General features: G+C 69.2%; 22 protein-coding genes. 7 read left to right on the top strand and 15 right to left on the bottom strand.

From position 1 onward, the window contains the following. Positions 1-104 precede the first annotated feature (104 nt). The gene (locus tag HWY45_RS28895) at positions 105-845 is read left to right on the top strand and encodes a sulfite exporter TauE/SafE family protein (RefSeq protein ID WP_059883877.1); all 741 of its coding nucleotides are present in this window, start codon (positions 105-107) and stop codon (positions 843-845) included. A 23-nt stretch (positions 846-868) separates the two neighbouring features. On the opposite strand, the gene HWY45_RS28890 is transcribed toward HWY45_RS28895, so the two are convergent. Next, complete coding sequence (locus tag HWY45_RS28890; protein ID WP_059565627.1) at positions 869-1,765, bottom strand: LysR substrate-binding domain-containing protein; 897 nt, start codon at positions 1,763-1,765, stop codon at positions 869-871. A gap of 513 nt (positions 1,766-2,278) precedes the next feature. Here HWY45_RS28890 and HWY45_RS28885 point away from each other — a divergent pair. The 3 genes from HWY45_RS28885 (at position 2,279) to HWY45_RS28875 (ending at position 5,182) form a co-directional block, all read left to right on the top strand. After that, a complete protein-coding gene (locus HWY45_RS28885; RefSeq protein ID WP_059883830.1) occupies positions 2,279-3,094 on the top strand; it encodes a peptidoglycan DD-metalloendopeptidase family protein in 816 nt (271 codons plus the stop codon). Between the two features lie 185 nt (positions 3,095-3,279). Next, positions 3,280-4,176: a class A beta-lactamase gene (gene bla, locus HWY45_RS28880; protein WP_059883831.1), complete on the top strand. Its 897-nt coding sequence runs from the start codon at positions 3,280-3,282 to the stop codon at positions 4,174-4,176. A gap of 133 nt (positions 4,177-4,309) precedes the next feature. Next, positions 4,310-5,182 carry a LysR substrate-binding domain-containing protein gene (locus tag HWY45_RS28875; RefSeq protein WP_059565630.1) on the top strand — a complete coding sequence of 291 codons (873 nt, stop codon included), beginning with the start codon at positions 4,310-4,312 and terminating at the stop codon, positions 5,180-5,182. Between the two features lie 57 nt (positions 5,183-5,239). On the opposite strand, the gene HWY45_RS28870 is transcribed toward HWY45_RS28875, so the two are convergent. From HWY45_RS28870 to sapR, 9 genes are all read right to left on the bottom strand, one after another. Further along, positions 5,240-5,575, bottom strand: coding sequence for a fimbrial protein (locus HWY45_RS28870; RefSeq protein WP_059883832.1), 336 nt, complete (start codon positions 5,573-5,575; stop codon positions 5,240-5,242). A 312-nt stretch (positions 5,576-5,887) separates the two neighbouring features. After that, positions 5,888-6,142, bottom strand: a complete 255-nt coding sequence (locus HWY45_RS28865) for a GlsB/YeaQ/YmgE family stress response membrane protein (RefSeq protein ID WP_059810238.1) — start codon at positions 6,140-6,142, stop codon at positions 5,888-5,890. A 127-nt stretch (positions 6,143-6,269) separates the two neighbouring features. Further along, positions 6,270-7,046, bottom strand: a complete 777-nt coding sequence (locus HWY45_RS28860; RefSeq protein WP_059810241.1) for an ABC transporter ATP-binding protein — start codon at positions 7,044-7,046, stop codon at positions 6,270-6,272. Beyond that, positions 7,043-7,951, bottom strand: coding sequence for an ABC transporter ATP-binding protein (locus HWY45_RS28855; RefSeq protein WP_175038361.1), 909 nt, complete (start codon positions 7,949-7,951; stop codon positions 7,043-7,045). The genes HWY45_RS28860 and HWY45_RS28855 overlap by 4 nt, the downstream gene beginning before the upstream one ends. Continuing rightward, positions 7,941-8,861, bottom strand: coding sequence for a nickel transporter permease (gene nikC / locus HWY45_RS28850; protein ID WP_059810243.1), 921 nt, complete (start codon positions 8,859-8,861; stop codon positions 7,941-7,943). The genes HWY45_RS28855 and nikC overlap by 11 nt, the downstream gene beginning before the upstream one ends. 66 nt (positions 8,862-8,927) lie before the next feature. Further along, the gene (locus tag HWY45_RS28845) at positions 8,928-9,998 is read right to left on the bottom strand and encodes an ABC transporter permease (RefSeq protein ID WP_059883833.1); all 1,071 of its coding nucleotides are present in this window, start codon (positions 9,996-9,998) and stop codon (positions 8,928-8,930) included. A 10-nt stretch (positions 9,999-10,008) separates the two neighbouring features. Continuing rightward, on the bottom strand, positions 10,009-11,604 hold the full coding sequence (locus HWY45_RS28840) for an ABC transporter substrate-binding protein (RefSeq protein WP_059883834.1): 1,596 nt from the start codon (positions 11,602-11,604) through the stop codon (positions 10,009-10,011). 40 nt (positions 11,605-11,644) lie between these two features. After that, on the bottom strand, positions 11,645-12,208 hold the full coding sequence (ddpX, locus tag HWY45_RS28835) for a D-alanyl-D-alanine dipeptidase (protein WP_059883835.1): 564 nt from the start codon (positions 12,206-12,208) through the stop codon (positions 11,645-11,647). 14 nt (positions 12,209-12,222) lie between these two features. Next, positions 12,223-13,089 (bottom strand): sap1 transcriptional regulator SapR, encoded by an 867-nt coding sequence (gene sapR / locus HWY45_RS28830; protein ID WP_059883836.1) that lies wholly within the window; start codon positions 13,087-13,089, stop codon positions 12,223-12,225. Between the two features lie 344 nt (positions 13,090-13,433). Between sapR and HWY45_RS28825 the strand changes: the two genes are divergently transcribed. Continuing rightward, the gene (locus HWY45_RS28825; RefSeq protein WP_059810257.1) at positions 13,434-14,690 is read left to right on the top strand and encodes an oxalate decarboxylase family bicupin; all 1,257 of its coding nucleotides are present in this window, start codon (positions 13,434-13,436) and stop codon (positions 14,688-14,690) included. An 80-nt stretch (positions 14,691-14,770) separates the two neighbouring features. Continuing rightward, on the top strand, positions 14,771-16,087 hold the full coding sequence (locus HWY45_RS28820) for an Nramp family divalent metal transporter (protein WP_059883837.1): 1,317 nt from the start codon (positions 14,771-14,773) through the stop codon (positions 16,085-16,087). Between the two features lie 85 nt (positions 16,088-16,172). Here the strand turns inward: HWY45_RS28820 and HWY45_RS28815 are convergent, their stop codons facing one another. The 4 genes from HWY45_RS28815 to HWY45_RS28800 all read right to left on the bottom strand — a co-directional run bounded on the left by HWY45_RS28815 (position 16,173) and on the right by HWY45_RS28800 (position 19,833). Beyond that, positions 16,173-17,762, bottom strand: coding sequence for an ABC transporter substrate-binding protein (locus tag HWY45_RS28815; RefSeq protein WP_059883838.1), 1,590 nt, complete (start codon positions 17,760-17,762; stop codon positions 16,173-16,175). A gap of 124 nt (positions 17,763-17,886) precedes the next feature. Next, a complete protein-coding gene (locus HWY45_RS28810) occupies positions 17,887-18,225 on the bottom strand; it encodes a hypothetical protein (protein ID WP_059810264.1) in 339 nt (112 codons plus the stop codon). Between the two features lie 242 nt (positions 18,226-18,467). After that, positions 18,468-18,797, bottom strand: coding sequence for a hypothetical protein (locus HWY45_RS28805; protein WP_059810266.1), 330 nt, complete (start codon positions 18,795-18,797; stop codon positions 18,468-18,470). Positions 18,798-18,930: 133 nt separating this feature from the next. Then, on the bottom strand, positions 18,931-19,833 hold the full coding sequence (locus HWY45_RS28800) for a LysR family transcriptional regulator (protein WP_059810268.1): 903 nt from the start codon (positions 19,831-19,833) through the stop codon (positions 18,931-18,933). A 166-nt stretch (positions 19,834-19,999) separates the two neighbouring features. Here HWY45_RS28800 and HWY45_RS28795 point away from each other — a divergent pair, with 166 nt between their 5' ends. Beyond that, complete coding sequence (locus HWY45_RS28795) at positions 20,000-22,030, top strand: FUSC family protein (protein ID WP_059883878.1); 2,031 nt, start codon at positions 20,000-20,002, stop codon at positions 22,028-22,030. 39 nt (positions 22,031-22,069) lie between these two features. On the opposite strand, the gene HWY45_RS28790 is transcribed toward HWY45_RS28795, so the two are convergent. Next, the gene (locus tag HWY45_RS28790) at positions 22,070-22,987 is read right to left on the bottom strand and encodes a bestrophin family protein (RefSeq protein WP_059883839.1); all 918 of its coding nucleotides are present in this window, start codon (positions 22,985-22,987) and stop codon (positions 22,070-22,072) included.

Genomic DNA, 22,987 nt, shown 5'->3' with positions numbered 1-22,987 from the left:
CCCCCGCCGCGCCAGCCCGAGCCAGCCTCAGGCAAAACCAGATGGCGCGCGGCGGGCCGGCGGTTCACGATCGCGCCGTATTCACCCGAACGGAACGCGCGCTCATGCAACTCGATACGACGACGATCATCGTGCTGGTGTTCCTGCTGGCCGGTGCGGTCAAAGGCATGATCGGCCTCGGACTGCCGACGATCGCAATGGGGCTGCTGACGCTCGCGATGCCGCCGTCGGCCGCGGCGAGCGTGCTGCTCGTGCCGTCGTTCGTCACCAATGTCTGGCAACTGTGGCTCGGCCCGTGGTTCGGGCCGCTGCTGCGCCGGCTGTGGCCGCTGCTCGCGGGGCTGACGATCGGCACGCTGACGGGCGGCCTGCCGGCGCTTGCGTCCGGCAACGGATGGACGCACGCCGCGCTCGGCGTCGTGCTGGCCGCGTATGGCGGCTGGGGGCTCGCGGCCGCACGGCTGCCTGCGCCCGGGCGTCACGAGCGATGGCTGTCGGCCGTGGTCGGCTACCTGACCGGCGTCGTCACGGCCGCGACCGGCGTGTTCGTCGTGCCGGCGGTGCCGTACCTGCAGGCGCTGCGGCTGTCGAAGGACGACCTGATCCAGGCGCTCGGGCTGTCGTTTACCGCGTCGACGATCGCGCTCGGCCTGCAGTTGCGGATGACCGGCGCGCTGCAGGCGGTCGATCTCGGCGTGTCCGTGCTGGCACTCGTGCCGGCGCTCGCGGGGATGCTCGGCGGGCAGGCCGCACGGAAAGTGATGAGCGAGCGGGCGTTCCGGCGCTGCTTCTTCGTCGGGCTGATCGCGCTGGGCGCGTACATGGCGGCGTCGGCGCTGCATTGAACCCGCGCCGCTGCGCCGACTGGCTAGCCCTGCGCGGCCGCGCCCGACAGGAACGCGACGAACTCCCGCGTGTACTTCGGCAACGCATCGAACGACCGCGCGCACAGTGTCAGCTTCCGGTGGCTCCATGCATCGGACAGCTCGACCATCGTCACGTCCATCGTCTGCATCGCGCGCGCTGCCGCGTGCCGCGACACGATCCCGATCCCCACGCCGCTCTCGATCACGCGGCAGATCGCGTCGAAGCTCTTCAACTGCACGCGATAGCGGATCCGCTTGCCGAGCGCCCGCGCCTGGTCGGCGAGGTGTACCTGCAGCGCGCTGCCGTCGGTGAGGCCGATGAAGTCCGCATCGACGATCTCGTCGAACGCGACCTTGTCGCGCGCGGCGAGCGGATGGCCGGCCGGCACGACGACGATCAGCCAGTCCTCGCGAAACGGCATCTGCGCGAGCCCGCCGAGCCCGACCGAATCGGCGACGATGCCGACGTCCGCCGTCTTGTTGCGGATCGCATGCACGATCTCCTGGCTCGAGCGCTCCTCGACGCTGATCGACAGCTTCGGATGATGCGGCAGGTACGCGGCGAGCGCGTCGGGCAGGTATTCGCTGAGCGACGCGGTGTTGCACAGCAGCCGGATGTGGCCGCGCAGCCCCTGGCCGTATTGCTGCAGCTCGCCGCGCATGTGGTCGATCTGCTGCAGCACGGTGCGCGCGTGATGCTCGAGCGCGCGGCCCGCGTCGGTGACCTGCGTGCCCGACTTGGTCCGGTGCAGCAGCGGCACGCCGAGCTCGTCCTCCATCCCGCGGATGCGCTCGCTCGCGGCCTGCAGCGTGATGTGCGTGCGTTCCGCGCCGCCGGTGATGCTGCCCGCCTCGCAGGTATGCAGGAAGAGCCGCAGGTCGGTCAGGTCGAAGCGCATGGCGGGGGCGTGTCGTGGGTATCGGCGATACGGTAGCAGGAACCGCGGACGCGGGCTCAGGCTTTGCCTGAGGCCCGCTTCGCCGCTTCCGCATTTTCGGGGCGCGATCATTGCCGGATCATGGGCCGCATATCGACCCAAGGAGACCGTCATGCGCACCAACCCGTCGTGGGGCGTGTCGTTCAAGATCGCGCTGCACCTGTTTTTCCTGTGCGTCGGCATCGTGCTGGCCTGCCTGGAACTGGCCGACCGGCTGCGCTGAGCCCGCCCGCGCCGTTGTGCGCGCATCGAAAGGCTTGCGTAATTTTCCCCGTTCCCCGGAAATTTTTGCGCTAATTGCGCCGCCAGGCGTCAAGTTCTTCCCGATTTGACCGTATTACCGGTATCGAGCATGCGCGGACGCGGGCTTCGTGATCGTTTGTCATCAATGTTTGCATCCGGTTACACGTCGCCCGTCCCGTTTTTGAGATGCTTGAAAGCTTGTCAAGAATGTTAAATCGGAGTCGGTCGACCATGGAAAAGCGCGAGATCTACCGCAGGGCGGCGTGGCTGTCGGGCCTTGGCGCCGTGCTCGTCATGGCCGGTTGCGCGACCGCCCCGCCGGTTCCGCCGAGCGATACGCTCGCGGGCGGGCCGGCATCGCCGCAGGACGCGGCCGCCCAATCGGCCGCGACGGCGCCGCCGCCGGCCCCCATCCTGGTGGCGCATCGCTATGTCGTCAAACGCGGCGACACGCTGGCGGGCATCGCGTCGGCGCACGGCTGCAGCGTGGCCGACCTGCGCCTGTGGAACAGGCTCGGCGCGCGCAGCCGGCTGCGGGCCGGGCAGGCGCTGCGCATCGTGAAGCAGGAAGCGCCGCAGGCGCCGGCCGTCGCATCGGCGCAGGCCGCGTCGCCGGCCGCCGCGCAGTCGGCCAGCGACCGGCAGGTCGTCAAGGAAACCCGGCGTCATGCAAGCGGGGTCGCGCTGACGTGGCCCGCGCGCGGCAATGTCGTCGAGCCGTTCCGGCCGGGGCAGAACCGCGGGATCCAGATTGCCGGCCGCGCCGGCGACCCGGTGCGCGCTGCCGCCGACGGCCGCGTGATGTATGCGGGCGTCGGGCTGAACGGCTACGGCAGCCTGATCATCGTCCAGCACAACGCGGATTTCCTGACCGCGTATGCGCACAACCGCAAGCTGCTCGTGAAGACCGGCGACGTCGTGCGCCAGGGCGACGCGATCGCGGAGATGGGCGATGTCGACAACTCGCGCGTCGCGCTGCTGTTCGAGGTGCGGCGCGACGGCAAGCCGGTCAACCCGATGCCCTACCTGCCGACGTCGCAAGGCTGAGCGGCGCGCGGCCGGCGCTGGAATACGCGCGCGGTCGCTGCTACGCTACGCGCAGGAGCAGGAGCAGGAGCAGGAGCAGGAGCAGGAGCAGGAGCAGGAGCAGGAGCAGGAGCAGGAGCAGGAGCAGGCCCGCTCGTCCGTCGTTCCCGTCATGCAGCGCCCGATATGCAGTCGATCCGTCAGCCATGGACCACTCTCCGTCACGCCGTTCGCTGCTGCTTGCCGCTGTCGCGGCGCCGTTCGTTGCCGCATGCGCGCGAGCGCCCGCCGGCGACCGCGAACATCTTCACGCCGCGCAGTCCCAGCTCGATGCACTCGAAAAAGCATCGAACGGCCGGCTCGGCGTTGCCGCGCTCGACACCGCGAGCGGCGCGCGAATCGGCTATCGCTCGCGCGAACGCTTCCCCGTGTGCGCCACGTACGCGGTCGTCGCGGTGGCCGCGATGCTGGCGCGCAGCACGCTCGATGCGTCGCTGCTGTCGCGCCGCACGCTGTATCGGCGCTACGAGCTCGTGCCGGGTTCGCCGGTCACCGAGAGCCGCGCCGATACCGGCATGACGGTCGGGCAATTGTGTGAGGCGGTGCTGCAGTCCGACGACAAGTCCGCGGCGAACCTGCTGATGCGCGTGCTCGGCGGGCCGCAGACCGTCACCGCGTTCGCGCACGACAGCGGCGACACGAGCTTCCGCCTCGACCGCTGGGAGCCCGCGCTGAACACGGCGACGCCCGGCGACGAGCGCGACACGTCGACGCCGCTCGCGATGGCCGAAGCGCTGCGCCGGCTGCTGCTCGGCGACGTGCTGCGCGAACCGGAGCGCACGCAACTGACGACATGGATGCTCGGCAACGCGCGCGGCTTCGCGGGCATCCGCGCGGGTGTGCCGTCCGACTGGCGCGTCGCCAGCATGGGCGGGGCGGGCGGCTACGGGACGACGACCGACGTCGCCGTGCTGTGGCCGACCTCGCGTGCGCCGCTCGTGATGGCAGTATCGTTCACGCAGCCCGATGCCGGCGCGGCGCCGCATGCGGACGTCGTCGCCGCGGCGGCGCGCATCGCGGCAGCCGCGCTGATCGCCGCTTGACGTTCATGTGATGTTCGGCTGATGCCGCTGGTCCACCGGCCGCGCCGCCTCGCGCAAAGCCGGCGTTTCGCTTATCGTGTCGGTCTGCGCGCGCCGACGGCGCGCGCGTTTTCATCGCTCACTTCGCCTTGCCATGCGCCGACTTCCGCCCCTGCACGCGTTGCAGATCTTCTCGACGGTCGCCCGCCACCGCAGTTTCACGCGCGCGGCCGAGCAGCTGTGCATCACGCAGGGCGCGGTGAGCCGGCAGATCCAGACGCTCGAGGCGCATTACGGTTTCCCGCTGTTCAAGCGGCATGCGAAGGGGCTCACGCTGACGGCAGAGGGCGAGCAGCTGCTGCCGGTCGTCAACGAGAGCTTCGCGCGGATCGAGGACATCTCGATGCGGCTCACGCGCCAGCGCACCGACCTCGCGCTGAAGGTGCCGACTTGCGTGATGCGCTGGATGCTGCCGCGGATCATGCGCTTCCAGGGCGAGCATCCCGATCTGCACGTGCAGATCACGACCGCATGGCAGCACGTCGTCGACTTCGCAACCGAACCGTTCGATGCAGCGATCGTCTACGGCACTTCTCCGGGCGCGGGCGTCGTCGCGCTGCCGCTGTTCGACGAGCGGCTGACGCCCGTGTGCGCGCCCGAGCTGCGGCAGGCGTCGCCGCTCGATGAAGTCGGCGATCTCGCGCGCCATACGCTGCTGCATCCGACGCGCGACCATCGCGACTGGCGAGCGTGGCTCGATCACGCGGGCGCGCGCGCGATCGACCCCGAGCGCGGGCCGAGCTTCGACACGCTCGATCTCGCGACGAACGCGGCGATGCAGGGCTTCGGCGTCGCGATCGGCGACGTCACGCTCGTCGAGGACGACGTCAGCGCGCGACGGCTCGAACGCCCGTTCGACGTCGTGCTCGAAACCGGCGCGCGCTATTTCTTCGTGTATCCCGAGAACCTCGGCAGCCAGCAGAAGATCCGCGCGTTCAGCGACTGGATCGCGCGCCATCGCGACTGACGCGCGACGGCGTCGAAGGCGTGTCGAACCCGCTGCGCGCCGCGCCGGCGGCCGGTGTTACTGATACGTCACGATCGCGATCATTGGCGCTTGAGCGTTGCCCGCACGTTTCGGTAAAACGATTGCGCGGGAAGCTTGCGTAAAGGTCGTTGTCTTGACTGCCTGCAGGCTCGCGGCGTCGACGAATGCGATCTGTCCGGACGTGGGGCGCGGGCAGTCGGGGCGCACGCTTGCGGGCACCCCGACCGCCGCATCGAGCGCGAACGAGCACGGCGGCTCGACGATCATGCCGGTGAACTGGATGATGCCGGACGCGCCGGCGGCAAAGGGCGAGGATGTGGCCAGAAGCGAGGCAGCCAGAACGAACGAGGCGGCGATTGCGCGATGCTTCATGACAGGCTCCAGAGAGGACGCGTGTCGCAGCGGGGCCGCTCGAGTGGCAGTCCGTCAACGCTGCGGTGCTAGGTGCGTAAACGGCAAATGCATTGGATCTCTTGAATGGAAAATGAAAAATAAAACGAATAATCAAACGATATCGATATCGTTCGATTCAATATATGCCGCGTCTGCGCTATCGCAAGTTGGGGGTAATACCGGTGCGACAGGATCGTGAAAGCCGCGCGCGATGCGCGGCATCGTCCGGAATGCAAAACGGCCGCTCAGTGACGAGCGGCCGTTTTGACGGGTGACGCGGAAAGCGCAGGTTCAGGCGGCGCGCTTGCGAATCGCGCCGACGATGACCAGCAGCACGATCGCGCCGATGATCGACGCGATCCAGCCTGCGCCCTGGCCCGGCGCGTACCAGCCCGCGGCGCGGCCGACGTAGCCCGCGATCAGCGAGCCGACGATGCCGACGACGGACGTCAACACCAGCCCCATCTTGTCGTCGCCCGGCTTCAGCGCGCGAGCGAGCAGGCCGACGATCAGCCCGACCACCAGGGTTTCGATGAAATGCAGCATGAGCCCTCCTGTTCGTTGATGGATGAATGTTGCATGGACCGGCGTGCCGCGCAAGGGTTCCGCGCAGCCCGCCGCGCGTGAAGTTTCGCATGCCGACACGTCGCCGCGATGTCAGGCCGCCGCGATGTCAGGCGGCGGGCGCGTCGAGCGCCGGGTCGAGCCGGCGGTAGCCTTCGGTCGCGCGCAGCAGCGAGCGCGTGTAGTCGCGCGCAACCTGGCCGGCCCGCACGTCCTCGACGCCGAGCAGCTCGACGATCTCGCCGTGCTGCATCACCGCGACGCGCTGGCACAGGAAACCGACCACCGCGAGGTTGTGGCTGACGAGGATCATCGTCAGCGCGCGCTCGCGATGCAGGCGGCGCAGCAGGTTCAGGATCTCGGCCTGCACCGACACATCGAGCGCGGACGTCGGCTCGTCGAGCAGCAGCACGCGCGGCTCGACGATCAGCGCGCGCGCGATCGCGACGCGCTGCCGCTGGCCGCCCGACAGCTGGTGCGGATAGCGGAAGCGGAACGCGGGCCCGAGCCCGACTTCGGCGAGCGCGCGGGCGATGCGCGCGTCGGCGTCGCTGATCCCGTGGATCGCCAGCGGCTCGCGCAGCGTCTGGTCGATCGTGAAGCGCGGATGCAGCGACGCGTACGGATCCTGGAACACCATCTGCACCTGGCGGCGGAACGCGCGGTCAAGCTTCCCGCCGATCGGCCGGCCGTCGATCGACAGGCTGCCCGACGCGAGCGGCACGAGCCCGGTGAGCGCGCGCAGCAGCGTCGACTTGCCGGAACCCGATTCGCCGACGAGGCCGAACACCTCGCCGTCGCGCACCGCGAAGCTCGCGTCGCGCACCGCGTCGACGTGGCCGGTGCGGGTCGGAAAACGGATCGAAACGTGGTCGACGTCGATCATCGGGCGGCCTCCTGTTGCGGTGCGATGCCGAGCCAGGCCGGGTCGCGCTGCAGCACCGGCAGCTCGTCGGGCGGGTTGCGCAGCGGCGGGTTGGCCGCGAGCAGACCGCGCGTATAAGGGTGCGTCGCGTGCCGCAGGTCGCGCGCCGCGCAGGTCTCGACGACGCGCCCCGCGTACATCACCGCGACGCGATCGCAGAACGACATCACGAGCGGCAGGTCGTGGCTGATGAACATCAGGCCGGTGCCGTGCCGCGCGATCATCGCGTCGAGCACCGCGAGCACCTGCATCGACACCGCGACGTCGAGCGCCGAGGTCGGCTCGTCGGCGATCAAGAGGCGCGGGCCGGTCGACACCATCATCGCGATCATCACGCGCTGGCCCATGCCGCCCGACAGCTCGTGCGGATACGCGTCGGCGACGCGCGCCGGGTCGCGGATCTGCACGGCCGCGAGCGCGTCGACGATGCGCGCGCGCAGCGCGCGGCCGCGCAGCCCCGGCTCGCGCAGCCGGAACGCCTCGCCCATCTGCTTGGCGATCGTCATCACCGGGTTCAGCGAATACTTCGGATCCTGCAGGATCATCCCGATCTGGCTGCCGCACAGCCGCCGGCGCTCGCGCGGCGACATCGCGAGCAGGTCGTGGCCCGCGAAGCGCAGCGTGCGCGCGGACCACTGCGCGGCGTCGGGCAGCAGGCCGAGCAGCGCGCGGCCCGTGAGCGACTTGCCGGAACCCGACTCGCCGACGATGCCGAGCCGTTCGCCCGGCGCGAGCGTGAGCGACAGGTCGCGCACGGCGTCCGACACCGTGCCGTCGTGGCCGCGAAAGCCGATCTTCAGCCCGTCGATCTCGCACAGCGGCGCGTTCGTGTGGTTGGTGTGGGGGGCGGTCATGTCACGCTCCATGGCGCGGATCGAAGACGTCGCGCAGCCCGTCGCCGAGCAGGTTGAATGCGAGGCTGACGAGCAGGATCGCCGCACCGGGCAGCGTCGCCACCCACCACGCGTCGAGCAGCACGTTGCGGCCCGACGCGACCATGAAGCCCCATTCCGGGCTCGGCGGCTGCGCGCCGAGGCCGAGGAAGCCGAGGCCTGCGACGGTCAGGATAATGCCCGCCATGTCGAGCGTCGCGCGCACGATCACCGACGACATGCAGAGCGGCACGATGTAGCGCAGCAGGATGCGCGGGCCCGACGCGCCCTGCAGCCGCGCGGCGTGGATGTAGTCGGCCTGCGCGATGCGGATCGTCTCGGCGCGCGCGAGGCGCGCATACGCGGGCCACGCGGTGATCGAGATCGCGACGACCGCGTTGATCACGCCGGGCCCGAGCGCGGCCGCGAATGCAAGCGCGAGCACGATCTTCGGGAACGCGAGCGCGACGTCGGTGATGCGCATCAGCACGCTGTCGACGAAGCCGCCGACGTAGCCGGCGGTCGTGCCGATCGCGAGCCCGACCGGCACGACGAGCACCACGACGAGCATGGCGATGCCGAGCGTCAGGCGCGCGCCGCCGATCAGGCGCGAGAGGATGTCGCGGCCGAGCTGGTCGGTGCCGAGCCAGTGCGACGGCGAGCCGGGCGGCAGCAGGCGGTCGGCGAGCACCTGCCGCAGCGGGTCGTGCGGCGTGATCAGCGGGCCGGCGAGCGCGACCGCGACCAGCGCGACGAGGATCGCGAGCCCGAGCAGGTTGAGCGGATTCGCGGCGAACCGGCGCCAGCGGCGGTACGCGAGGCCGAGCGCGGCCTGCGAGCGCGACGCGGGCGCGTCGGACAGGAGCCACGCGCGCAGGGTGGGGCGTGCTGCATTCGTGGTCATGAGCGGGCGGCCTTTGGCGTGAAGCGGGCGGGAAGAAGCGATGAAGCGGACATGTCGGCGCGGCCCTCAGCGTGCGCGCGGATCGAACACGCGATACAGCGCGTCGGTCAGCAGGTTGACGGTGATGAACATCGCGCCGATCACGAGCGTCGCGCCGAGCACCGCGCTCATGTCGGCGTTCAGCAGCGCGCCCGTCAGGTACGAGCCGAGCCCCGGCCACGCGAACACGATCTCGGTCAGCACCGAGCCTTCGAGCAGGTTGCTGTAGGTGAGCGCGATCACGGTCAGGAGCGGCACCGCGATGTTGCCGAACGCGTGCCGCCAGATCACGCGGCGCTCGGACAAGCCCTTCGCGCGCGCGGTGACGATGTATTCCTGGCTCAGCTGGTCGAGCATGAACGAGCGCGTCATCCGGCTCAGGTACGCGACCGAGTAGTAGCCGAGGATCGTGGCCGGCAGCGCGATGTGCGACAGCGCGTTGCGGAACACGTCCCATTCGCCGGCCAGCGCCGCGTCGATCAGCAGGCTGCCGGTGCGCGTGTCGACCATCCCGTCGAACACCGGGTCGAGCCGGCCGGGCCCCGCGACCCAGTGCAGCCGCGCGTAGAACAGCAGCAGGCCCATGAGGCCGAGCCAGAACACGGGCACCGAGCTGCCGATCAGGCCGACGAAGCGCGCGACGTGATCGATCGGCCGGTTGTGCTTCACCGCGGCCACGACGCCGAGCGGCACGCCGATCGCGATGCCGATCAGGGTCGCGAGCGTCGCCAGCTCGAGCGTCGCCGGAAACACGCGCTTGATGTCGTCGAGCACCGGGTTCGACGTCAGCAGCGACATCCCGAGATTGCCGTGCAGCACGTCGCGCGCGTAGATCAGGAATTGCGTCGCGAGCGGCTTGTCGAGGCCGAGCGCGATGCGTTCGGCCGCATACGCTTCGGCCGACGCGCGATCGCCGAGGATCGCGAGCACCGGGTCGATCGGCACCTTGCGGCCGATCACGAAGGTCAGTGCGAGCAGTCCGGCGAACGTGACGGCGAGCGTGAGCGCCCAGCGCAGCACGCGCAGCGCCCGGCGTATGGCCGGGCGCCGCGCGGGCAGCGTGCGCAGCGCTTCGAGGGAGGGAGCGGGAGTCGACATGGGGTGAATCTTATTGCTTCTTCAGGTTGCGGTACGACACGAGATCATTGATCGGCCCGACGTCCAGGCCGCCCACGCCCGGCCGCGTCGCGACCTGCGCGACCTTCTCGAACATGATCACGAACGGCGAGCGCGCGGCCAGCGACTTCTGCATCGTCTGGTAGCGCTGCGCGCGCGTCGCGGCGGACGGCTCGGCGAGCGCGGCGTCGGTGTCCTTCGTCAGCTGCGGAATGTCCCAGCGATTGCGCCAAGCGAGCATTTTATAGCTCGACTTGTCGGAATTGTCCGGATTCCACGCGAAACCCTGCGCGTTGCTGTGCGGGTCGATGTAGTCGGCCGACCATTCGCCGATGTAGATGTCGTGCTGGCGCGCGCGGTATTTCGCGAGCGTCTGCTTGTTGTCGCCCGGGATCAGCTGCACCTTGACGCCCGCCTGCGCGAAATTCGCCTGCACCGCCTGCGCGATTTCGGTGTACGGATAGTCGTTGCGCACGTCCATCGTCACGGCGAAGCCGTTCGGCACGCCGGCCTTCGCAAGCAGCGCCTTCGCCTTCGCGACGTCGAGCCGGTACGGCTTTGCGTCGAGCGTGCCGAGGAAGCCGTCGGGCAGGAAGGTCTGGTGCACCTTGTAGGTGGTCTTCACGACGTGGTTCTGGATGCCCGAATAGTCGACCAGCCATTTCAGCGCTTCCTGCACCTCGGGCTTCGCGAGCGTCGGGTTCTTCGTGTTCAGGCCGAGGTACAGCAGCGTCGCCTGCGGCGACGGCGCGACCTTCGCCTTGCCGGACTTCACGACCGCCGCGAGATCGTCGGGGCTCAGGTCGCGCGCCGCGTCGACGTCGCCGTTCTCGAGCAGCAGGCGCTGGCTCGCGGCTTCCGGCACGTGGCGCAGCACGATGCGCTTCATCGCAAGCGGCAGCCGGTAGCCGTCGAAGCGCTGCAGCACGAGGCTGTCGCCGGCCGCCCATTTGACGAGCCTGTACGCGCCGGAACCGGCTTCGTTGGTCTTCAGCCATGCGTTGCCGAAGTCGCTGCCCTGCTGGTGCGACAGCAGCAGCTTCTTGTCGAGCACCGACGCGGGCCACGAACCGAGCACGTTCAGCACGAAGGTCGGCGCGTACTTCTGGTCGGTCGTGACGGACACGGTCTGGTCGTCGAGCTTCTTCACGTTCGCGAGCACGTTGGCCTTCGTGAGGCCGATGCCCGTCAGCACCGCGGCCGGGCCCTTGTCGAGCAGCACCGTGCGCTGGATCGACCATGCGACGTCGTCGGCGGTCAGCGGGTTGCCCGAATGGAACTTGAGGCCGGGGCGCAGCTTGAACGTGTAGGTGAGCCCGTCGGGGCTCACGGTCCACGACTGCGCGACGTCGCCGTTGAATGTCGACGGGTCGCGCAGGTCGACGCGCACCAGGCGGTCGTAGGTGTTCGCGACGTATTCCTCCGGCACCAGCTCGTAGATCTCGCCTGGATCGAGCGTCGTGAATTCGTCCAGCAGCGTGGCCATCACGAACATGTCCTTCGGCGTCTCCGCGCGCGCGGCGAGCGGGGCGGCGGCGAGCACGGATGCGGTGAGCGCCGCGACGAGCCGGGGTGTCAGACGTTTCATGTGCGCTCCTTCGGTGGGTCATCGGGAAATGGGTCGAGCCTCACATCAGCCGCCACGGGCCGCTGTCGGCGTTGTCGATCTGCGGCAGCGCGTGCGAGCCGGGCAGTTCGTAGTGCCACCATTCGCTCGCGATGTGCGCGAAGCCGGCCGCGTGCATCACGCCGAGCAGCAGCAGGCGGTTGCGCTGCACGGCGGCCGGCAGGCCCGCGTGGAAGTGGCCGGACGCGGCCACCATCTCGTCGAAGCCGGTGCCCATGTCGAGCACGTCGCCGTTCGCGCCGGCGAGCGTCAGGTCGAGCGCGGTGCCGCGGCTGTGGTTCGAGCCGCGGCCGAGATCGGCGACGAAGTTCGGATCGGGCAGGAAGTCCCACAGCACCTGCTGCGCCTGCGGCGGGCGATACGCGTCGTAGATTCGCAGCCGCAGGCCCGCCTGCGCGGCGACCTCGGCCGCGCGGCGCAGCGCCGCTTCGGCCGGCTCGAGCAGCAGGCAATGCGCGCGGCGGTAAATCGCCTTGCCGGTCAGGTTGCGTTCGGTCGCGTAGACGAGGTCGATCGCGACGTCATGCGTGCGGGCCGTGATTTCGACGAGGCGGGGTGCATTCATCGGCGGATCGGGGCTCAGGGTTCGAATTGGTCGAACGCGCGCTGCAGCTCGCGGTTGCGCGCGACGCGCCGGTCGATCGCGGGGCCGAGGCGGTCGACGACGGCCGTGATCAGCAGGTTGAACAGGCAGGTGAGCGGCGCGAGCGAATCCCAGAACTGCCCGACGTCGGTCTTCACCTGCAGCAGGTCGGCCGGCCATTCGCGCGCCCACGGGCAGTAGAGGTCGGTGACGAGCGCGAATGGCAGGCCGCGCTCGGCGGCCGCCTGGCAATAGCGGCGCGCGACGCGCGAATATGCGCGGGTGTCGGTGACGATGCAATACGGCTGCGCGAATTCCGAGTTCAGCGAATCGACGTACGAGCCCGACTGGCCGTCCGAATAGAACACGCGCGGGCGCAGGTATTCGAGGTAGCTGCTGAATGCGTTGCCGATCCCGCGCGTCGACTGGATGCCGAGGATGAACACGGCGTCGGCTTGCGCGATGCGCTCCGCCACGCGGGCGAACACGGGGCCTTCGGCGAGCCGGTAGACGTGCCGGATCGCATCCAGCTCGCGGTCGAGCGACTGCGCGAGCGCGTCGTGACGCGCGCCGTCCGGCGTGGCGGCGGCGCGGCGGTATTCGTCGAGGCGGTCGGTGATCATCCACGGGCGATCGCCGTCGCCGCGCAGCTCGCGCTTCAGGTCGTCGAGATTGCGGTAGCCGACGCTGCGCAGGAAGCGCCCGACCGAGATTCCGCTGGTGCCGGCCTGCTGCGCGATCTGGTCGGCGGTCTCGAGGCCGAGCCGGTCGAGATTCGCGAGCATGTAGCTCGCGATGCGCTTCGCGGTGGGCGTCAGTTCGGCGAAACGGGCTTCGACGGTATGGGCGAACGCGCAGGTCATCGGCTGTTAGATCGTTGTCGTTTGGCGGCGAATTGTCATTCATCTAACGAAGCCAAAATCATTCGCGCCAGCTTATAAAAACTATGGTGTGACGAATATCGATAGAGGGATGGCCCGAAAAATCGGCGAGACGGCATCCCGCACGTTCGCGTCACCCGAATGCATTTATTACAAACTTAAAGTTGATTATATTAAATCATTAAACCATCTTGATTATTCATTTAATTTTCTCTCGGTTTTGTATTTAACTTGTGTCTCGGGATATCGAGTTAATCGACAAATTGAAAGGTGATCGATTATCCCGTGCCGAGAATTCGATTAATTGCGGAATTGAAGAGGAAATCATGACGAATCTTTCCCGACGCAGGATGCTCGCGAACACGGCCGGCGCGGTTGCCGCGGCCGGCCTTGCCGTGACGGCGAAGGCGGCCACGTTCGGCAACCCGGACCGCCCGCCGGAAGGCGCGGTCAACGCGCGCAACCGCCAGAGCCTGACCGATCCGGGGCCGAAGAATCCGGCTCTCGCCAATCAGTTTCCATCGTTTCAGGATCCGCCCGCGACCGATATCAACGGCATGCCGTTATTCTGGGCGTCTTTCAATAATGCGCATAAACGCATTCAGGACGGCGGATGGGCGCGGGAAGTCACGCAGGACGATTTCGCGATTTCCGAAACCATTTCGGGCGTCAACATGCGCCTCACGCGCGGCGGCATTCGCGAGATGCACTGGCATCAGCAGGCCGAATGGGCGTTCATGCTCGACGGCCGCTGCCGGATCACCGTGCTCGACGAGCAGGGCCGGCCGTCGGTTCAGGACGTGAAGACGGGCGACCTGTGGTATTTCCCGCCCGGCCTTCCGCATTCGCTGCAGGGGCTCGGCACCGACGGCGCGGAATTCCTGCTCGCGTTCGATAACGGCCGCGCGTCCGAATTCAACACGCTGCTGCTGACCGACTGGATCGCCCACACGCCGCCCGACGTGCTCGCGCTGAACTTCGGCGTGCCGGCCGATGCGTTTTCCAGGATCCCGCTCGACAACCTGTGGATTTTCCAGGGCGACGACCCGGGGCCGCTCGCGCAGGCGCAGCGCGCGGCCGCGTCGTCGCGCGGCGCGCCGCCGCAGCCGTTCGTGTTCTCGCTCGGCGACATGAAACCCGTCGTCAGGACGCGCGGCGGCGAGGTGCGGATCGCGGACAGCAGCAACTTCAACGTGTCGAAGACGGTGTCCGCCGCGCTCGTCACCGTGCATCCGGGCGGCATGCGCGAGCTGCACTGGCATCCGAACGCGGACGAATGGCAGTACTACATCCAGGGCGACGCGCGCATGACCGTGTTCGACACGGGGCCGAAGGCGCAGACAGCCGACTTCCGCGCGGGCGACGTCGGCTACGTGAAGAAGAGCCTCGGGCATTACGTGCAGAACACGGGCAACACCGATCTCGTGTTCCTCGAGATCTTCAAGTCGGAGCGCTACGCGGAAGTGTCGCTGTCCGACTGGCTCGCGCATACGCCGCCGCGGCTCGTCGAGGCGCACCTGAACCTCGCGCCCGACGTGATCGCGCAGATTCCGCGCAACCGCCCGGACGTCGTGCCGGCGTGACCTGCGCGCGGCCGGCAGGCGGCGCGCCGGCCGCGACGCTTCCTCACTCGCAGCCTCCTTCATTCGAACGGAACGAGACCATGCTTCCCATGTCGAGCAAACCAGCCGGCGGCGTCGCGCTGCCGGGCCCGTCCTCCGAACTCTCTGAACGCACCGGGCGTGCGGCGCGCGCCGCGCTGGAAGGGCGCCGCACCGGCGCGGCGGCGCTGCTGCCGTTCGTCGGCCCCGCCGTGATCGCGTCGATCGGCTACATGGATCCCGGCAATTTCGCGACCAACATCCAGGCGGGCGCCGCGTACGGCTACCGGCTGCTGTGGGTCGTGCTCGCCGCGAACGCGATCGCGATGCTGTTCCAGGCGATGTCGGCAAAGCTCGGCATCGTGACCGGCCGCAACCTCGCCGAGCTGTGCCGCGCGCATTTCCCGGCGCGGCTCGTCTGGGCGATGTGGATCGCGTCGGAGGTCGCGGCGATGGCGACCGATCTCGCGGAATTCCTCGGCGGCGCGCTCGCGTTCGGGCTGCTGTGCCACCTGTCGCTGCTCGCGGGGATGGTCGCGACGGCGCTTGCGACCTGCGCGATCCTCGGGCTCGAGACGCGCGGCTTCCGGCCGCTCGAGGCCGCGATCGCGGCGCTCGTCGGCGTGATCGGTATCTGCTACGTCGGCGAGCTGCTGATCGCGCCGCAGGACTGGCAGGCGGCGGCGCTGCATCTCGTCGTGCCGCAGCTGCCGGATCACGCCGCGCTGACGATCGCGGTCGGCATCATCGGCGCGACGATCATGCCGCACACGCTGTACCTGCATTCGGGGCTGACGCAGGCCCGCACCACGCTGCGCAACGACGCCGAGCGCCGCCGGCTCGTGCGTTTCTCGAACCGCGAGGTGGTGGCCGCGCTCGGCGTGGCCGGCGCCGTGAATCTCGCGATGGTGATGATGGCGTCGTCGGCGTTCCATCGAGCAGCGCCGGGCACGACCGACATCGGCGACGCGTATCACACGCTGGTGCCGGTGCTCGGGCCGGCGGCCGGCGCGCTGTTCCTGGTCGCGCTGCTGACGTCGGGCGTGTCGAGCTCGGTGGTCGGCACGATGGCGGGGCAGGTCGTGATGCAGGGCTTCATCCGGCGCCGGCTGCCGGTGTGGGTGCGCCGTGCGGTGACGATCGCGCCGGCGTTCGCGGTGGTCGCGCTGGGCTGCGACGTCACGCGTGCGATGGTGCTGAGCCAGGTCGTGCTGAGCTTCGTGCTGCCGATGCCGATGATCGCGCTGCTGGTGCTGTCGGCGCGCGCGGACGTGATGGGCGCGCATGCGATGCGCATGCCGCTGCGGATCGCGGCCGGCGCGGCGACGGCCGTGATCGTCGGGTTGAACGGGTATCTGGTGTGGGCAGCGTTCAATTGAAATCGAATGCGGCGCCCCGCGGCGGCGCGGCGCCGCCGCGTCGTGCCCGCGCGCCGGCGTAGCGGGGCAGCGCGGGCGACGTCGCTTACTTCTTCAGCGTCCGATACGACACGAGATCGTTGATCGGCCCGATTTCCGGCCCGGTGACGCCCGGCCGCGTCGCGACCTGCACGACCTTCTCGAACATGACGATGAACGGCGAGCGCGCGAGCACCGCCTTCTGCAGCGCGTCATAGCGCTGCGCGCGCTTCGCGGGCGACGGCTCGACGAGCGCGGCCTCGGTGTCCTTCGTCAACTGCGGGATATCCCAGCTGTTGCGCCACGCGAGCATCTTGCTGGCCGACTGGTCGGAATTGTCCGGGTTCCATGCGAAGCCGCGCGCGTTGCTGTTCGGGTCCATGTAGTCGGGCGACCATTCGCCGATGAAGATGTCGTGCTGGCGCGCGCGATACTTGCCGATCGCCTGCTTCGCGTCGCCCGGGATCAGCTTCACCTGGATGCCCGCCTGCGCGAAGTTCGCCTGCAGCGCCTGCGCGATCTCCAGGAACGGGTAGTCGTTCGGCATGTCCATCGACACCGAGAAGCCGTTCGGCACACCGGCCTTCGCGAGCAGCGCCTTCGCCTTCGCGACGTCCTGCTTGTACGGGCGCGCGTTCAGCGTGCCGAGGAAGCCCTCCGGCAGGAATGTCTGGTGCACCTTGTAGGTCGTGCTGACGATGTTGCGCTGGATGCCGTCGTAGTCGACGAGCCACTTCATCGCTTCCTGCACCTCGGGCTTCGCGAGGTTCGGGTTCTTCGTGTTCAGGCTCAGGTACAGCAGCGCGGACACCGGCCACGCGGTGACCTTGATCTTGCCCGCCTTGGTGAGCGCGGCGAGGCTGTCGGGGCTCAGGTTGCGCGCCGCGTCGGCGTCGCCGTTCTCGAGCAGCAGGCGCTGCGCGGATGCCTCGGGCACATGGCGCAGCACGACGCGCTGCATCGGATACGGCGTGCGGTACCCGTCGAAGCGCTGCAGCACGATGCTCTCGTTCGGCGTCCACTTGACGAGCTTGTACGGGCCCGAGCCGGCGTCGTTGGTGCGCAGCCAGCCGCTGCCGAGATCGTTGCCCTGCTGGTGCGACAGCAGCAGTTTCTTGTCGAACACCGACGCCGGGCACGCGCTCAGCACGTTGAGCACGAAGCTCGGCGCGTACTTGCGGTCGGTTTCGAGCACGACGGTTTGCGGATCGACCGCGCGCACCTTCTGCGCGACGTTCGCCTTCGTGAGGCCGAGATCGGCGAGCACGCTGGCCGGCCCCTTGTCGAGCAGCACGGTGCGCTGCAGCGACCACGCGACGTCGTCGGCGGTCAGCGGGTTGCCGGAATGGAACGTGAGCCCGGGGCGCAGCTTGAACGTGTAGGTGACGCCGTCCGCGCCGACGCTCCACGATTGCGCGATCTGCCCGTTGAACTGCGTCGGATCCTTCAGGTCGACGCGCACCAGCCGTTCGTAGGTGTTCGCGACGTACTCGGACGGCACGAGCTCGTAGATGCCGCTCGGGTCGAGGGTCGTGAATTCGGCGAGCTGGGTGGCGATGACGAAGATGCCGGGTGGCGTCGCGGCCTGGGCCGGCAGCGCCGGCGTGAGCGCGACGAGCGCGGCACTGACGAACAGCTTGGACAGCAGATGCTTCATGCGGGCTCCATCGGGAAGAGATCGTGATGCGATTCTCTCATCGACGGGCGCCCGGCTGAAAATATTCGCTGCACGCGCAGGGTGCGCGTGCAGCAGGCAGGCGGGCGGCGCTGCGCCTGCCGCGTCAGATCGCGCAGCGCGCGATCGCGAAGCGCATCGCTTCCTCGGCCGGCTCGTTCGCGGAGCCGCGCACGACCTTGATGACCGAGCCGGCGCCGGCCGGCGTGAGCGTGACGAAGTAGGAGCCCGAGCCGACGTCGACGTCGGTCGCGCCGTTGTGATGCGAGCGGCGCGCATCCGACAGGCGGCTCTCGAGGCAGTTGCCGATCGCGTCGGCCGGGCGCTGCGACGAAACGTAGATCATCGCGTTCGTGCCGCCGGAGGCGGCCGTGTCGGACGTCGGCGCGGAACCGCAGGCGGCGAGCACGGCGGCGGCGGGGAGGAGCAGCAGGAATCGTTTCATGATGGGTCGTCGAGTGTCTCGTGTCGAGGCTGGAACGCGGGGCAGGCGAAACGCGAAGCTTCGCAACGAAACCGCGTCGCGTCGCGCGTTTTTGCGCAGCGGATGCGGGGAGCGGATGACGGCGGAGTATACCCGCAGGGGATGACGCGCATCGCGCGCTGAAACGATTCGATACAACCAGCAACAAGCGCCCGCTGCCGGGGTACGGCAGCGGGCGTTCGAAGTTCACCGCGCCGGAGCGCTTATTGACCGATCTTGTGGCTGACCGCGTTCTCCTGCTGGTTCAGCACGCGCTGTTCGGGCTTGGTGAGATGTCCGCCGTTCTGCGCCGCCATGTCCCGCTCTTCCTGGCGGATCTTGCGGTCGTCGCGATGCAGTCGCGCCGCTTGCGCGTGCGACATCTCGCCTTCCTTCACTTCGTTATGGATGCGGCGGTTCTGGTTTGCGAGGCGCTGGTTCACCTCTTCGCGGCGCGGGTGGGCCTTCTGCCACGGCGTGTCGGCGAAGGCGGTGCCGGTCAGCACCGACATCAGCGTGGCGGCGATCGCGAAATTCCGGGTGAGGGCTCGCATGGTGGGTTCTCCTGTCGTTGCGCGGAGGAATTTCCGGCGCTTGCCCCAAGAACGGGTGGCGCACGACAGGTGTTGACGGCCGATCTGTATCGTTTGTGAGCGATTATTACGCGCGCCGCGGGTCAGGTGCGGGTCAGGGCACGGTGCGCCACGACTCGAAGGTTTCCGTCAGGAAATCGACGAACGCGCGCACCTTGCTGTCGAGCGTCGCGCGTCGCGGAAAGAGCGCGTTGAGTTCGACGTCGTCGGTCCGGTGCCAGTCGGGGAGCACGATTTCCAGCTCGCCGCTCTCGAGCCGCCTGGCCGCGAAATGCATCGAGACCAGCGCGATGCCGCCGCCGCTCACGGCCTGGCGCAGCACCGTGACCGATTCGTTCGAGATCAGGATCGGCCGCACCGGCACGTCGGCGACCTCGCCGCTGGTGCTGGCGAGCCGCAGCGTCAGGCCCGGCGCATCGCGGCCCACGTACAGGATGTCGTGCTGCGCGAGATCCTGCGGCGTGTTCGGCCGTCCGGCGCGTTCCAGATACTGCGGGCTCGCGGCGAGCTTCGCGTGCGACCAGCCGAGCGGCCGCGCGACGTAGCCGGAATCGCTCAGCGGCCCCGTGCGCAGTGCGACGTCGAAGCCGTGCTCGACGAGGTCGAGCGGGCTGTTGTCGTAGGTCAGCACGATCTGGATCTTCGGGTAGCGGCGGCGGAACTCGGTGAGCGCCGGCTCCAGCTTGAACAGGCCGATCGCGTACGGCGCGAGCACGCGCAGCGTGCCTTCCGGCTCCGTGCGCAATGCGCGCGCACGGCGGTCCGCCGCCAGCAGGATCTCCTCGGCGCGCAGGCAGTGCTCGTAGTAGTCGCGGCCGGCCTCGGTCACCGACACGCGGCGCGTGGTGCGGTACAGCAGCTGCACGCCGAGATCGGCTTCGAGCTGCTTCACCTTGCGGCTCGTCCGGCTGAGCGGCATGCCGAGCTGCGTGGAGGCCGCGGTGAAGCTGCCGCGCTCCACCACGCGCAGGAAGATCTGGATGCTTTCAAGGTCCATACAGGCGGCTCGTGTGATCGGGTGTGGTCGAATCGCGCCCATCTTAGCGTTCCTTGCAATTTCGTTTCATGTCGCGCGCGCCGGTGCCGATTATCCCGCCGCGCGGAATAACCTATCCCAGCCGGCCTCCGTAGTGGCGGCGCCCGCGCGCACGTATGCTCGCCGCATGAAATCCGCTTTCACCAAGACCGCGCCGCTCGCGGCGCTGCTGGCCGGCCTGCGCACATCGCTGCCGGCGCTGTCGCCCGCCGCCATCGGCTTCGCGCTGCGCACCACGGCCGCGTCGCTGATCGCGCTGTACATCGCATTCCGGATGAACCTCGACGACCCGAAGTGGGCGGCGGCGACCGTGTGGATCGTCGCGCAGGGCAATCGCGGGATGGGGCTGTCGAAGAGCCAGTACCGGATTCTCGGCACCGCCGTGGGCGCGGCGGTCGCGCTCGCGCTCACCGGCGCGTTCGCGCAGGCCCCCGAACTGTTCCTGCTCGCGCTTGCCGCGTGGATCGGGCTGTGCGCGGGCGTCGCGACGTTCCTGCGGAATTTCCGCGCGTACGCGGCGGTGCTGGCCGGCTATACGGCCGCGATCATCGCGATGGATGCGGTGTCCGCGCCGCTGCATGCGTTCGACATCGCGACCGCGCGGTTCATGTACGTCGTGGTCGGGATACTTTGCGCGGCGACGATGGAGACGATCTTCTCGCCGGGCGCGCCGCTGCGGGACGTTCGCGTGCGGCTGGCGCGCTATCTCGAACGGGCGGCCGCCGTCGGCGCCGGCGCGCTGCGCCGCGAGTCGAACGGCGCGGCGATGCACCGGCTGTTCGTCGATGCGCTCGAACTCGATACCGCGGCCGAGTATGCGGCGGCGGGCGCGCCGCCGGTGCGGCGCGCGATCGGGCATCTGCGCGGGGCAGCGCTCGCGGTGCTGACCGCGCATGCGGCCGCGCAGGCCGTGCGCGAGCACGCGCGGTGCAGCGGCGACACGCCGGAGCCGCTGCTCGCCGAGGCCGCGCGGGTGCTCGACGGCATGGCCGCGTCGGGCGAGGCCGGGCCCGGTATGGCGTCGCTGCGGGCGCGCGTCGACGACGCGCTGCGCACGGAAGCCGCGGCGCCCGCCGGCGCGCGCACGTCGCGGCTGCTCACGCTCGACCGCCTCGCGGCACTTCTTGCCGGGTTCGACGGCGCGTTCGCGCGCAAGGCGCTGATCGACCTGCCGAATCCGCCGCCGCTCCGGGTGCGCTACGCGTATCACCGCGACGCGGTGCTCGCGTGGCACAACGGCGTGCGCGCGTTCGTCGCGGTGCTGGCCGCGGCGGCGTTCTGGATCTTCAGCGCGTGGCCGTCGGGCGCCGGGTTCGTCACCATCGTGGGCGTGGTCAGCGCGCTGTTCTCGACCCGCCCGAATTCGATCGGCGCCGCGATCGGCTTCCTGAAGGGCACGGCATGCGCGGCGCTGGCCGGCATCGTGTGCAACTTCGTCCTGTTGCCGGCGGTGTCGGATTTCGTGATGCTCGCCTATATCGTCGGCGTGTTCATGATGGGCGCGGGCATCGCGATGCGCTATCCCCGCACCGCGGCGATCGGCAGCAGCTTCGCGATCTTCTTCTGGAACTTCACGTCGCCGAGCAATACCGCGCGGATCGGCGATGCGGCGTTCCTCAACGGCGCGCTGGCCACGCTGCTCGGGATCGCGTTCGGCGCGCTGGTGTTCGCGCTCGTGTTTCCGCACGACTCCCGCGCACGCCGGCGCCGCCTGCATCGCGCGGTGCGCCGCGACCTCGCCGGGCTTGCCCGCAACCCGCGGAAATGGTCGGCGAGCATGTGGCTGAGCTGCACCGCCGACCGCGTGGGGCACGAAATCACGTTCGCGGGCAGCGTGCCGCCGTCCCTCATCGAGCAGGACACGCGCGACCTGCTCGCTGCATGGACCATCGGCGACAGTGTGCTGGCGCTCGCCGCACTGGCTTCGGCGCAGGCCGCGGCGCGGCGGCCGGTCGCCGTCGTGCTGGCGCGGATCGCGCGGGCGGAGTTCGCGCGGCTCGAGGCGACCTGCGATGCCGTCGAGCGTGCGCTGCGGCGGCGCCTCGGCGATCTCGACGGCGACGACGGGCGTGCACTGCTGCGAGGTATCGTGCTGGTGCGCACGATTGCGGAAACCGCGAGCGCGCATCGCAAATTCCTGCGCGGCCGGACGGACTGAGCGGCGGGAGGGGAAGAAGGGCGACGCGCCCGCCGGGCGTCAGGGCAGCCGGTAGTACTTGCCCGGCGTCACTTCGTCCGGCAGCGGATCGCCGTTCAGCTCGAGCAGCGTGCGCTCGATCTGGCGCGTGATCGCATCGAGCGCGAGATGGTTCGGGCCGGTGCCGAACGGTTCGGCGATCGCATGCGCGATCGCGTCGAGCGCGATCAGCGTGTAGGCGACGAACACGGTGACGAACGGCGTCGCGGCGCCGATCGAATCGACGAGGCCGAACGGCAGCAGCACGCAGTATGCGTAGATGGTCCGGTGCAGCAGCACGTCGTACGAGAACGGGATCGGCGTCGACGCGATGCGTTCGCAGCCGCTGACCATCGCGACCAGTTCGTCGAGCCGCGCATCGAGCATCCACAGGCGCGTGTCGGCAAGGCGGCCGGCATCGGCGCGTGCGGCGAGCGTGGTGCGCAGCCCGTGCAGGATCGCGACCGGGCGGAACTTCAGCGGCGCGATCCGCGCGTACGCCGCATCGTCGAGCAGCGGCCGCAGGTCGGCCGCGGGATCGGTGCCGCGCAGCTGGTGCTTGAGCGCGTACACGAACGCGATCACGGTGCGCACGAACGTGCGGCGCTCGGCGTCGGTGTCGAACGCGCCGTACGCGAGCATCTGCGACACCAGCGTGCGCGCCGCGGTCAGCACGCCGCCCCACAGCACGCGCGCCTCGCGGTAGCGGTCGTAGCTCGCGTTGTTGCGGAACGCCGCGAAGATCGCCAGCGTCAAGCCGATCAGCGTGAACGGCGTCGGGTTCAGCGGCACCTTCTCGCCCATCACGCGGCCGCCGGTCCACAGCGCGACGATGCTGATCGCGAGCGTCAGCGCGAGCTGCGGCAGGATCGACTGCAGCACCGAGCCGTTCCAGACGAACAGCATCCGCAGCCAGTGCTCGCGGGGACGGACGATCAT

The sequence above is a fragment of the Burkholderia stagnalis genome (genome assembly GCF_902830275.1).
In the GTDB taxonomy this organism is placed as follows: domain Bacteria; phylum Pseudomonadota; class Gammaproteobacteria; order Burkholderiales; family Burkholderiaceae; genus Burkholderia; species Burkholderia stagnalis.
The sequence above is the reverse complement of the archived record's forward strand: the minus strand, read 5'-3'. Positions and strand labels throughout refer to the sequence as shown.